The 12,646-nt window shown below is 69.7% G+C and carries 7 protein-coding genes and 1 pseudogene; 3 read left to right on the top strand and 5 right to left on the bottom strand.

What is annotated here, in order from left to right; genetic code table 11:
- Positions 1 to 58 precede the first annotated feature (58 nt).
- Positions 59 to 1,897: a phosphoenolpyruvate carboxykinase (GTP) gene (locus ACZ4UB_RS33670; RefSeq protein ID WP_468076170.1), complete on the bottom strand. Its 1,839-nt coding sequence runs from the start codon at positions 1,895 to 1,897 to the stop codon at positions 59 to 61.
- A gap of 220 nt (positions 1,898 to 2,117) precedes the next feature.
- Here ACZ4UB_RS33670 and trhA point away from each other — a divergent pair, with 220 nt between their 5' ends.
- Positions 2,118 to 2,798 (top strand): PAQR family membrane homeostasis protein TrhA, encoded by a 681-nt coding sequence (gene trhA, locus ACZ4UB_RS33665; protein ID WP_467966764.1) that lies wholly within the window; start codon positions 2,118 to 2,120, stop codon positions 2,796 to 2,798.
- A gap of 103 nt (positions 2,799 to 2,901) precedes the next feature.
- Here trhA and ACZ4UB_RS33660 read toward each other — a convergent pair whose 3' ends face one another.
- Entirely contained in the window at positions 2,902 to 4,953 is a 2,052-nt protein-coding gene (locus ACZ4UB_RS33660) for a thioredoxin domain-containing protein (RefSeq protein ID WP_468076168.1), read from the bottom strand.
- A 522-nt stretch (positions 4,954 to 5,475) separates the two neighbouring features.
- Between ACZ4UB_RS33660 and ACZ4UB_RS33655 the strand changes: the two are divergent.
- Both ACZ4UB_RS33655 and ACZ4UB_RS33650 read left to right on the top strand, forming a co-directional pair.
- A pseudogene (locus ACZ4UB_RS33655) lies at positions 5,476 to 5,889 on the top strand (very short patch repair endonuclease); the annotation flags it as partial.
- A gap of 100 nt (positions 5,890 to 5,989) precedes the next feature.
- Complete coding sequence (locus ACZ4UB_RS33650; RefSeq protein WP_468076166.1) at positions 5,990 to 7,297, top strand: DNA cytosine methyltransferase; 1,308 nt, start codon at positions 5,990 to 5,992, stop codon at positions 7,295 to 7,297.
- Here the strand turns inward: ACZ4UB_RS33650 and ACZ4UB_RS33645 are convergent.
- From ACZ4UB_RS33645 to ACZ4UB_RS33635, 3 genes are read right to left on the bottom strand one after another with little or no spacing between them, the layout of a single operon-like run.
- Positions 7,266 to 8,153 carry a DUF6339 family protein gene (locus ACZ4UB_RS33645; RefSeq protein ID WP_468076164.1) on the bottom strand — a complete coding sequence of 296 codons (888 nt, stop codon included), beginning with the start codon at positions 8,151 to 8,153 and terminating at the stop codon, positions 7,266 to 7,268. The two genes, ACZ4UB_RS33650 and ACZ4UB_RS33645, sit on opposite strands and share 32 nt — an antisense overlap.
- On the bottom strand, positions 8,150 to 9,142 hold the full coding sequence (locus ACZ4UB_RS33640; protein WP_468076162.1) for a hypothetical protein: 993 nt from the start codon (positions 9,140 to 9,142) through the stop codon (positions 8,150 to 8,152). Before ACZ4UB_RS33640 ends, ACZ4UB_RS33645 begins: the two co-directional genes overlap by 4 nt.
- On the bottom strand, positions 9,139 to 12,393 hold the full coding sequence (locus tag ACZ4UB_RS33635) for a sigma-70 family RNA polymerase sigma factor (protein ID WP_468076160.1): 3,255 nt from the start codon (positions 12,391 to 12,393) through the stop codon (positions 9,139 to 9,141). Before ACZ4UB_RS33635 ends, ACZ4UB_RS33640 begins: the two co-directional genes overlap by 4 nt.
- Positions 12,394 to 12,646 lie beyond the last annotated feature (253 nt).

The following is a 12,646-nucleotide window of genomic DNA, read 5'->3' as shown; positions in this document are numbered from 1 at the left end:
GGCCGCGGTTCTTGGGGCCACGAGGTGGCCGGTGGGGGCCACGGGGTGGCCGGGGTGACTAGCCGAGGCGCTCGACCAGTGCGTGGTACTGGTCCCACAGCTCCTTGGGAGTGTGGTCGCCGTAGGTGTTCAGGTGCTCGGGGACCAGTGCGGCCTCGTCGCGCCAGATCTCCTTGTCGACGGTGAGCAGGAAGTCGAGGTCCTCGGCCGGCAGGTCCAGGCCGTCGGTGTCGAGGGAGGCCACGGTCGGCAGGATGCCGATCGGGGTCTCGACGCCCTCGGCGGTGCCGTCGAGGCGTTCGACGATCCACTTCAGGACGCGGCTGTTCTCCCCGAAGCCGGGCCACACGAACTTGCCCGCGTCGTTCTTGCGGAACCAGTTCACGTAGTAGATCTTCGGGAGCTTGGACTGGTCCTTGTCCTTGGCCACGTCGACCCAGTGACCCATGTAGTCGCCCATGTTGTAGCCGCAGAACGGCAGCATGGCGAAGGGGTCGCGGCGCAGCTCGCCGACCTTGCCCTCGGCGGCGGCGGTCTTCTCGGAGGCGATGTTCGAGCCGATGAAGACGCCGTGGTTCCAGTCGAAGGACTCGGTGACCAGCGGCACGGCGGAGGCGCGGCGGCCACCGAAGAGGATCGCGGAGATCGGGACGCCCTTGGGGTCCTCCCACTCGGGGGCGATCGTCGGGCACTGGGAGGCCGGGACGGCGAAGCGGGCGTTGGGGTGGGCCGCCGGCGTCTCGCTCTCCGGGGTCCAGGCGTTGCCCTTCCAGTCGATGAGGTGCGCGGGCGCCTCTTCGGTCATGCCCTCCCACCACACGTCGGAGCCGTCCGGGGTGAGCGCGACGTTCGTGAAGACGGTGTTGGCGTACATCGTCTTCATGGCGTTGGCGTTGGTGTGCTCGCCGGTGCCGGGCGCGACGCCGAAGAAGCCGGCCTCGGGGTTGATCGCGTACAGGCGACCGTCGGCGCCGAAGCGCATCCAGGCGATGTCGTCGCCGACCGTCTCGACCGTCCAGCCGGGGATCGTGGGCTCCAGCATGGCGAGGTTGGTCTTGCCGCAGGCGGAGGGGAAGGCTGCGGCGATGTACTTGGACTCGCCGGCCGGCGGGGTGAGCTTGAGGATCAGCATGTGCTCGGCGAGCCAGCCCTCGTCGCGGGCCATGACGGACGCGATGCGCAGGGCGTAGCACTTCTTGCCGAGCAGGGCGTTGCCGCCGTAGCCGGAGCCGAAGGACCAGATCTCGCGGGTCTCGGGGAAGTGCGAGATGTACTTGGTGGTGTTGCAGGGCCACGGCACGTCGGCCTGGCCCTCGGCGAGCGGCGCACCGAGGGTGTGGACGGCCTTGACGAAGAACCCATCGGTGCCGAGCTCGGCGAGGACGGGGGCTCCCATGCGGGTCATGGTGCGCATGGCGACGGCGACGTAGGCGGAGTCGGTGATCTCGACGCCGATCGCGGACAGCTCGGAGCCGAGCGGGCCCATGCAGAAGGGGACGACGTACATCGTCCGGCCCTTCATGGCGCCGCGGAAGATCCCCTTCTCCCCCGCGAAGATCTCCTTCATTTCCGAAGGAGCCTTCCAGTGGTTCGTGGGGCCCGCGTCCTCGGCCTTCTCGGAGCAGATGAAGGTCCGGTCCTCGACGCGCGCGACGTCGGAGGGGTCGGAGGCGGCGTAGTACGAGTTCGGGCGCTTGGCCGGGTCCAGCTTCTTGAACGTGCCCTGGGCCACGAGCTCCTCGCACAGGCGCTCGTACTCGGCCTCGGATCCGTCGCACCAGACGATCCGGTCCGGCTCGGTGATCGCGGCGATCTCGTCGACCCAGGCGATCAGTTCGGCGTGATCAGTGGGGAGGACCGTCGGGTGGGTGGTGGGAGCCGCGTTGTCGCGCGCCACGATTGCTCCTTGTTGAGGGGTTTGTTTGGTGTTTGCCCCGTGGGGGCTGCGACCCGGATGCTTCGCGCTCCGCTCATCCGGTGCCGACCGCACTCATCTGATCATCGGGTGCGTGTGCGCATATGTCCAGGGGGCCTCTCACGTGAGCATCACCACTCGTGTCAATCTTCGGCAAAGCGCACTAACTGAAACCTACGCACCCGTAGGTAGCATGAGGACCATGACTTCTGACGCCGCCGCCGTGGCCGTATCCACGGCAGAACCCGAGGCCAAGCCGATGATGCGCGGCTGGCTCCACACCGGGATGTTCCCCGCCGTGGTGGTCGCGGGCCTGGCCCTCATGACGTTCACCGAGTCGACCAAGGCGCGGGTCGCCTGTGGCGTGTACATCCTCACGGCGTGCCTGCTGTTCGGCGTGAGCGCGGTCTACCACCGGGGCACCTGGGGTCCGCGCGGCGAAGCCATCCTGCGCCGCCTCGACCACGCCAACATTTTTCTGATCATCGCAGGGACCTATACCCCGCTGACGGTGCTCCTGCTCCCGGCCTCCACCGGACGGACGCTCCTGTGGGCCGTCTGGATCGCCGCCGCGGCCGGGATCGCCTTCCGGGTCTTCTGGGTCGGCGCCCCGCGCTGGCTCTACACGCCCTGCTACATCGCCATGGGCTGGGCGGCCGTCTTCTTCCTCCCCGACTTCATGCGCACGGGCGGGATCGCGGTCCTGGTGCTGGTGATCGTCGGCGGACTGCTCTACAGCGTGGGCGGGGTCATCTACGGGATGAAGCGCCCCAACCCCTCCGTCCGCTACTTCGGCTTCCACGAGGTCTTCCACTCGCTGACCCTGGTCGCCTTCGTCACCCACTTCGTCGGCATCGCGATGGCCGCCGCCCAGCACGCGTAGCGGCAGCGCGACGGCGCCCCGGACCCCTCGCGGGGGTCCGGGGCGCCGTCGGTTTCCGGGCCGGCCGGGCTCGGGGCGGGCCGGGCTCGGGGGCGGGCCTGGCTCAGGGGCGGGCCGTGGCCAACTGCTCCGCCAGCTCCGCCGGGTCCGTCGTCGGCAGCGCGCAGACGAAGTGCCGGCACACGTACGCCGTCGGCAGGTCCCCCACCAGGGTCCGGCCGGCCAGCAGCGGGAACTCCCCGACGCCGCCGTCCGCCTTCGCCGGCAGCCCGGCCGCCACCACCGCGCCGGGGGCCGCCCCCAGCAGCGCGGCCCGGTGCAGCGCGGCCGTCGCCGGGTCCTCCGGGTGCCCGGCCACCGCCACCTCGCGCGGCCCGTCCAACAGCGCCTCGACCACCGCCAACCCCTGCCCGATGAAGCGCGGGGCCCGCGGCCCGAGCGCCCCCACCACCCCGAGCGCGCGCTCGGCCGCCGTCCGGTGCGCCTCCGAGCCGGTGTGCGCGGCGTACGACAGGAGCGCCCCGGCGGCCGCCGTCCATCCCGAGGGCGCCGCGGTGTCCGTCGGGTCCTGCGGGCGCCGGATCAGCTGCTCGGCGTCGTGCGCGGTGTCGTACAGCGACCCGTCCTCGGCCGTGAACCGGTCCAGCACCAGGTCCACGAGGAAGCCGGCGAACTCCAGCCACACCCCCTCGCCGGTGACCGCCGCCAGCGCGAGGAACCCCTCGGCGACGTCGCCGTAGTCCTCCAGCACCCCGGCGTTGACGCCGACCGTGCCGTCCTTGCTGGTCCGGGCGAGGCGGGCGCGGCCGTCCATGTGCACCCGGACGAGCAGGTCCGCGGCCTCGGTGGCCCGCTCGACCAGGTCGGGGCGGTCGAAGTACGCCCCGCACTCGGCGAGGGCGGCGACGGCCAGCCCGTTCCAGGCGGCCACGACCTTGTCGTCCCGGCCGGGCGCCGGGCGCTGGACGCGGGCGGCGAGCAACCGCGCCTTGATCCCGGCGATCCGGTCGGCGTCGGACTCCTCCCCGTCCTCGGGGAGCTGGAGGACGGACGTCCCGTGCTCGAAGGTCCCCTCCTCGGTGACCGCGAAGAGCGCGGCCGCGAACGCGCCGTCCTCCTGCCCCAGCACCTCGGTCAGCTGCGCGGGGGTCCAGGCGTAGTACGCGCCCTCCACGTGCGCGCCCGTCGCCGGGTCCTCGCTGTCGGCGTCCAGCGCGGAGGCGAAGCCGCCCTCGCGGGTGCGCAGTTCCCGGACCATGAAGTCAGCGGTCTCCAGGGCCACCCGCCGGGCCAGCGCGGAACCGGTGGTGCGCCACAGGTGCGCGTACGCCCGGCAGAGCAGGGCGTTGTCGTAGAGCATCTTCTCGAAGTGCGGGACCACCCACTCGCGGTCCACGGAGTAGCGCGCGAAGCCGCCGCCGAGCTGGTCGTAGATCCCGCCGCGGGCCATCGCCTCGCAGGTCCGCTCGGCCATCTCCAGCGCGCCCTCGGCTCCCGTGCGGGCGTGGTGGCGCAGCAGGAACTCGATGACCATGGACGGCGGGAACTTCGGGGCCCCGCCGAAGCCGCCGTGCGCCTCGTCGTACTCCCGGGTCAGCCCCAGCAGCGCCTGCCCGGGCACCTCGGCGCCGGGCAGGTCGGCCTTGCCGTAGTCCAACGTCCGCCCGGCCAGGTCCCCCACGATCCGCCGCGCGACCTCGGCGACCTCCTCGGGCCGCCCGACCCAGGCGGCCCGCACGCCCTCCAGCACCTGCGTGAAGGAGGGCATCCCGTGCCGCGGCTCGGGCGGGAAGTAGGTCCCGAAGTAGAACGGCTCGGCCTCGGCGTTGAGGAAGACGGTCATGGGCCAACCGCCCTGCCCGGTGGCCGCCTGCACGGCCTCCATGTAGACGGCGTCGATGTCGGGACGCTCTTCGCGGTCGACCTTGATGTTGACGAAGTGCTCGTTCATGTAGGCGGCGGTGAGTTCGTCCTCGAAGGACTCATGAGCCATGACGTGACACCAGTGGCACGCGGAGTAACCGACCGACAGCAGAACGGGCACGTTACGCCGTCGCGCCTCCTCGAATGCCTCGGGCCCCCAGGGCCACCAGTCGACCGGGTTCTCGGCGTGTTGCTGGAGATACGGCGACGTCGCGCCCACGAGACGATTCACACCGTCACCCTACTCATGGCGAGCAGCGGGACGGCAGACGAAACAGCGGCCCGACGCGTCCGGGTGCCGGCCGCACCCGGGCAGGCCGACCCCGCGGGTACGGCCGGGCACGACACACCGATGAGCAGCCGATCCGGACACGCGGCGCCCGAGAGGCCCACCGGCATCGCCTGCGGGCAGGACGGCCCATGCGGTGGCGGACCGGCGCACAACCGACAGTCGCCCCGGCGAGCGCCCTTGAGCCACCCGGAGCGACGGCACCTGTCGCAACCTCCTCGACAGGGACTGCGGCCGCTTTCACTGTGCGAGGAAGCTGTTCAGTGCTCTGCTCCAGGTGTCCCGCTTCGTCGCCGGCTGGTCCAGCAAGCGCCGCTCATGGGCGATCGTCCAAGGCCTCTCGCTCTGTTGGCGAACCGGTGCCAGAGGGCTGTCCACCACCTCACGGAGGGTGCGGGATGCCCGTTCGGAATCCGGTGACACGTGACGATTTCCCACCGCGCCGGAAATCGGGACACTGGGATGATGCGAGCCGCCCCGCCCTCCAGTCCTGAGGTGTCCGCCAGGATGAGCAGACAGCCCAACCGGGACACAGGTGCCGAGCGGGCCGTGCGACGGCTTCTCCATGCCTCCGGCTACCGCTACCGCGTCCACTTCCCGGTCCCGGGCATGCCCAGGCGCAAGATCGACGTAGCGTTCACGCGCGTGAAACTGGCTGTCCTCATCGACGGCTGCTTCTGGCACGGCTGTCCGGAGCATGCAACCAGTCCCAAGGCGAACGCATCCTGGTGGCGCGAGAAGCTCGACCGCAACATCGAGCGGGATCTGGGGACCACCGCACAACTCCGCTCCGAGGGATGGACGGTCCTCCGCTTCTGGGAGCACGAGTCTCCGGAGGCCGTCGCACGAGCGGTGGCCGAGGCGGTGGAACGGACGAGGCGGCGGCCGGGGACGCTCCCCGCGGTCAGCGCTCCCGAGGCCACCGCAGTTCGAACCGCACAGGCAGTCGTGTCACCGAGGCCGGCTAGACTTCGGCTCCATGAGCAGCCCAGGAAGCCAGCACCCTCTTGATGAAGTCCGCATCCTGGACCTGTTCGCGGGCCCCGGCGGACTCGACGTGGCCGCGCACTTCCTGGGTTTCAAGAGCATCGGCATCGAGTGGGACCGGAACGCGTGCGAGACGCGCTACGCAGCGGGCCTGCCGACCTACCATGCCGACGTCAGCGTCATGCGCGAGAGCCGTTTCGACGAGATCCCCCCGTCGGTCGACGTGCTCGCCGGCGGTCCTCCCTGCCAGTCGTTCTCCGTCGCGGGGCACGGCGCGGGCCGGGCGGCACTCGACACCGTGAAAAAGTTCATCCACCGTTTGGTGAGCGGGAAAAGCGAAGCGCAGATCGACAAGGACCTGCATGCCCTGGGGGTCGACCCACGCACCGCTCTGGTGCTCGAGCCACTCCGCTGGCTCCTCAAGGCGATAGAGACTGAGGGCCGCGACCCGTACCGGGTGATCGTCCTGGAACAGGTCCCCGCGGTCCTACCTCTGTGGGAGGTCTATGCCCAGCTCCTGCGCAGCGGCGAGGGACGCCTCCAGGGGGTCAAGTACGAGGCCGACTGCTGGGAGCTGAAGACCGAGCAGTTCGGGGTCCCCCAGACCCGCACACGCGCCGTACTCGTCGCCCGACTTGTGGGGTCAGGAGCCATCGAGCGACCCGAGCCGACGCACCTGCCCTTCGACCTGCGTCGCGGGCAGAGCTCCGCCGCTCAGGCACAGATGCTTCCGAACAGCCGCGGAGCCCAGGCCCCCTGGCTGTCGATGGCGCAGGCGCTCGACGCCGCGAGCACACCGAAGGGGGGTTCGATCGACATCTCCCGGCTGCGAACAGGAGGAAAGACGGAATTCTTCGTCGTCTCGAACTACGGATCGAACGGTGATCCGAAGAACCGGGGCCGGCGCAAGTCCTCCGAGCCCGCCTTCACGGTCACCGGCAAGGTGTCCCGGAACAAGGTGTACAAGAGCACGGAGGACCACGATGCAGGCAGATGGGACCGCTTCACCATCGCCGAATCCGGGGTGCTCCAGACCTTTCCGCACAACTTCCCCTGGTCGGGGCACCACCAGGCGCAGCAGGTGGGCAATGCGGTACCGCCCCGGCTCGGCATGCATGTGCTCAGCAGGGCGCTCCGAGGCACCGCCCCGACCGACGACGAATTGACGCGTTCGGCGAGCTGGCCGGCCGTGCCCGACGCCACTGCCGATGAGCTGCGCGCCATCGGATGCGGTGATCGGAGCAAGTGCCCGCGGGACGGGCACAAGGTCACTCGGGCCGCTCCGAAGTCCGCCCCCTGATCGGCGCGTCGGCGAACAGCTCCTCGAAGTGGGCCACAAGGCTCTGCACCGCGCCCTCGGGGGTCCGCTCCTCCTCCGGGCCGTCGGGAAGCCGGTTCCGGGGTGAGGGAACGGCCGATGCGGCCCCTGCGATCCAGTCACGCGCGGCCTCGCCGTCGCGTTCCACGTCCGGTGCGACGACGTCGTACATCAGGGTTGCCGCAGCGGCGTTGACCGCAGGTGTCAGGGCATTGACCTCGCGACCGGTACGCACGGTTCCTCGCTCCAGCAACCTGACGAGTGCCTGGGCCGTCGGTCGGTGATCGATGATGTCGAGCCTAAGTGCCGAGTTCAGCATGTCCTGATTGCCGCAGGCCACGACGACCGGTCGGTAGTCCGAGCCGTCCCGGAAGAGCTCCGCAGCCCACCAGAGCCTGGCGAACGCCTGCTTGTAGTGCGGACCGACGAACCTGTCGCGGGCCACGCGTCCTCGTGACCCGTCGGCCTTCGGCTCCGGCAGGTGGCGCCAGACGACGTAGTCCGGAGCGACTCCGAGGGCCAGATACGTCCAGACCCGCTTCTCGGCAGCCTCCCTGCGTGTCAGCCGGAGCGTCTCGTGCAGGCGCGGCGCCAACCAGGCGTCCGCGGCGGTGGGGCGCTCGGCGCGGAACCTGTTCAGCACGTCGTCGACGAGGTCACGGACCCTATGCAGATCCAGTCGCCCGTCGTCACCCTCCAGGGGCTCGGCAACCTTGTTCAACGCTATGGACGGCACGTCGCCGTGGCCCTCGAGCAGCCCCGTGGAGAGGAACTCGGCGGCCTGTACGTCGGAGAGCAGGGCCAGCCGCTCCGGCAGGTATTCGGGTCGTGAGGTCACGCGTGCGTCTCCTGGTCGAATCGTTCGATGTCGCGGACAGCGGAGGCCAATGCCCTGGGAATCTCGGCACGCCGAGCAGCGGCGTACTGGATGCGCGGTTGCAGATCCGTCCAACTCCCCCCGCCGTTGCGCCGGGTGTGCACCTCGCGGAGAGCATCGTCCGCCGAACGACCGGGGATGACGTCGGGGAGCATCTCTCGAAGCACCGCCCCCCGCCAATCGGGCGGGAAGAGCGGCGTTCCGTCGTCCTCGACCTCCAGATCACCGAGAGCGGTGTGGAAGACGGCAGTCCAGACATCGGCGCACATCTGGGCCTGCGCCATCTCGCTCACCACCGCCTCCATCGTCGAGCGAGGCTCTTGGACGAGCGCCGCGAACCCCTCGAAATCCGAGTTCAGACGTACGGCGGGCATCCTTCCCGAGGTGTCCACCGTCCAGGGCGCATCCCGGAAGTTGCGCAGCCACTCCGCGCCACGGGCGAAACTGACCACACTGAAATCGAGTTGCCGATCCCTGAGCGGATGGTCGGACGTCACGTCGATCAGCCACTCCCGGTCGGTCGAGCCGATGATCCGACCGGCCACGCCCCCCACCGTCGCCACGACGTGCACGGCGAGAGCAGCTCGATCGACGTGGAGATTACGGTCGATCTCGATCTCCCCGGACCATTCCCGGCCCCCCTCCGGGGAGGGCTCCAATCGGATCACGGTCCGAGTGTTGGTCGCCCCCTCCGCCAGAACGGCGACGACCGCGACCTCGGACCAGGGGCCCGTCGACCCGATCTCACGTGAGGGTACCGAAGCCGTCACGGCGAGCCGTGCCGTCTGCCAGTCGTCCCGTTCGGCCATGCCGAGTGCCACCACCTGCTCGACCACCGAGCAGCCGCGGGAGTCCAGCTGTTCGCGGCTGCCGCCGGGCCCGCGCAGGCGGACTGCCGTGACGCGGGCGGTCACCGCGCCGGCGAGCCGGGGGTACGGGTAGACCTTCACGCGATGGCCTCCTTGTTCTCCCGGAGCTCGACGACGAGGCCCGTGAGCGCTGCTCGTACCGGATGAGTGGAGACATCGGTGACACCCTGGAAGACGGCACGGCGCACGCCCGGCGCGAAATGCAGAACCCCGCCGACCAGTTCGCAGCCGCTCACCGCGGCCAGTTCGGCCCACCCGACGGACGGGCGTGGGCCGGAGCGCACGTCGAGCTTGGCAACGGGGTCCATCGCCCAGGACTCGCTCCCGGGCGCCATCCGGACCACGGCGGTGATCTGCCATGCGCCGGAGGGATCGATCACGGCCTTCAGATCATCCAGTTCCGGAGGCGTCACCACCCCCCTGAGCTTGGCGGCCGGCTTGCCCGAGATCTTGAGTCGCCTGGCCACCTTGCTCCTGCCGCCGCTCCCCTCCTTCCTCGAGATCGCCACGAGCCGGTGCACAGCCTTGTTGATCTCCGAGGTCATCGTCGCTATCCGCCGATGGGCGGACGGCGAGTAGCGCGTCCTCAACTCCTCGGTCTGGCTCCATTTATTGTGCTCCGGCGGCTCCGACGCCCGGAGGAATTCCTCAGCCTCCGCAGCGAAAGGTGCGTCGTCACCGGCCGCTCGACCGGCGAGCAGAACGGCCTGGAAGGGGTTGGTCCCGACGGGGAGACCGGGTACCCGACTGGTTCTGACCGTCATACGACTGCCCCGCATGGCCGTCACCTGATTGATCCTGCCATCGGCGTCCGTGGCCTCGGTGACAAGGAGCACCGCCCGGTGCTCACCTGCCGTGGCGGCAATCCCCTCGCGCTCGGGCAGTCTCAGCCGCACGGTGGTGAGGGCCACCTGCCCCGCCTCGGTGAGGCGGTCCACCGTGGTCCCGGCGAGGAATGCACGAAGGGCACGTGAGCGAGCGGGCTGATGCACCTCCGGGTCCACCCGTTCCTCCTTCAGCTCCACGCCGTTGCGGAGCATCCGGACAGAGGCCTCCAGTAAGGGCTGCCGTTCTCCACCCGACGTCATCGCGGCCCAGAAGTTGCGCCCCAGCGCCCGAACAAGGCGCTGGTGCATACGCTCCAGGCTGTCCTCGTCCTCGTGCGGATCGCCGTCGACGTCCTGCCCTGCCTCGGCCAGGCTGGCCACATCATGTGCTCCCACGATCAGGAAGGACGTGCCGGGCTCGTCCCCCTCCCTCGTGAGATGCAGACCCTCGACCGTCTCCTCGTCCGCCCACCAGGAACGGACGACCTCCGACTTCGCGGCCTGCGGATCCGGCCGCCCCAACCATGCGGGCCCCGCATACCGCCTGCCGTTCACCTCCCGCCAGGGCAGATCGAGCCGACCGACCACTCGGCCCCGGGTACATCCCTCGTGCGGCTCGGAGAGGGTCGAATTCATGAGTACCAGCCCCAGACGACTGGTGGCCCACAGAGTGGCCTTTCCCAGACCGTACGAGCCCCCCGCCGATGCGTCGGACTTCCGACTGTCGAGCTGACGTCGGACCACCGCTGCGAACCGACCGTCCTCATAGTCGTCCCCGGTGAGGCCATGGGCGTTGTAGTCGTCGATACGAAGGAGTACCAGCCGTTCCTGCTCGGCCATCTCGCGCAGGCCGGTACGGATGACACGTCCGACCTTCTGGTCCTGCACTGCGGCCGCATCGAAGTGCGGCCGGAGGTCGTCCCAGCGGATCGCGCTGCGGAACCGGGTCAGATGCTCACCGCTCAGCTCGTGCAGCGTGTAACGGACCCGGACCGGACGGTCGTTCCGCCTGACCCGCTCGTCCAGACTGTTCTGGGTCGCCTCTCGCGCCAGCACCTCCAGATCGGCCTCGAAGGCGAAGGCCGCCGCATTCCCGAATTCCCGCCCACCGTCGTCGTGACCGGGGCGGTGGTACCACCTGACCGACGCCTCCGGCCCGGCCATCCCCACGCCCGGCTCCCTCTCGTTCGAGGCCACCGCTTCTCCTCCTCCGTCGAAACTCTTCTCTGACCTCCGCACGCCCGGCCCACCCACCGGTGACGGAGCGGCCGAACCCGATTCCGCCCGCTGACCCGGGATCCCCCCGCGCGGGGCTCGCGCGGCGGCCTCCCTGGCGAGGGCGCGGGCCGCCTTCTCGCGACGTCGTTCGGCAGCGGCGGTGTCCGGCGCAAGCCCCAGGAGGATCTTGATGTCCGTCAAGGCCTGTCGCTCGATCTGCCGAATGCGCTCACGTGTGACGCCGAACCTGGTGCCGATGTCGTCCAGGGTCCAGAACCGCCCGTCGACGAACCCATGGCGCAGCAGCAGGATCTCGCGCTTCCTCGCTGTGAGACCGCACGCATCGAACCATTGGGATATCTCCTGGCGCTCGAATACGGGCCGCAACGTCTGCTCCGGGCCAGGTACTAGGCCGACATCGCCGAGCGCCAGCTCTCCGAGCGTGACGTTCTCGCCGGCGGGTTGGTCGAGCGAGACGATCCGGCGACCCAGACGGAGGCACTCGGTGACCTTCTCAGGGCTCAGCCCACAGGCAAGAGCGAGATCGTCGAGGTTGGGGGTCACCCCCCTGGCGAGGAAGTCCCGCTCTTTCCGTCGCACCCTCTCGATCTCGGACCGGAGGTACACCGGGATCCGAATGGCCGAGCCCTCATCGGCGATCGCACGAGTGGTGCTCTGACGGATCCACCAGGTGGCATACGTGGAGAACTTGTAGCCCCGCGAGGCATCGAACTTCTCCACCGCACGGATCAGGCCGCGCATGCCGTGTTGTACGAGGTCCTCGTAGTCGGGATGGTCCCGGTACCCCAGGTTGCCGACGGCCTTGTGGACCAGTCTTTGATTGTGGGCGAGCATCGCCGAGAACGCCCGGTACGGCTCACCGGCACGCTCAAGATTCACCACGTACCGGTCCGGTAACTCCTCCGTCGCCGTCATCGCTCCGCGGAACAGCAGGACGAGCCCCACCTCCTCCTCGGCGCTGAGCACGGTTCGTCCTGGATCCCGTCGCCGGCAATCGGCCTCGAGCACGAGCCGCCCCGCGGCACGAGCGGCCCCCAGGTCGTGGATCCGGACCGTACCCCGGAACTCGGCCGGATCCGGCAGCTCTTCGACTTCCTCCGCATCGGGGAAGCCCGGAACATCACGATCCTCGTCGGCGGCGACATCATGGTCGACAGCCGTACCCGACCCGGACGACGCGCCCGCATCGTGGTGCAGACGCTCCTCCTCGGCCGCCTCGGCCAGGACCCGGGCCCCGATCCCGTCGAGTCGGGCGGCCTTCGCCACATGTACGAGGGCCGACCGCTGGTCGACTCCTTCGGCTGTGAACCTGCGGACGAGTCGAAGGAGCAGGTCCCGGCCGGCATCATCCATCTGCTCGCCGGACGTTGCGCCCCACGCCATGGCCACCCCACATCTGCAGCTGCATCACACCTGTGCCGGCGCGTAGTCCATCATCCATCCCACCGCTCCTGCCAGCGCCTTCTCGCCAGGGGCAACCCACCGAGGCCCTGGGACTCGGTATGTTGAAGATATCTTG

The sequence above is a fragment of the Streptomyces sp. NPDC028419 genome (assembly GCF_055565515.1).
The sequence above is the reverse complement of the archived record's forward strand: the minus strand, read 5'-3'. Positions and strand labels throughout refer to the sequence as shown.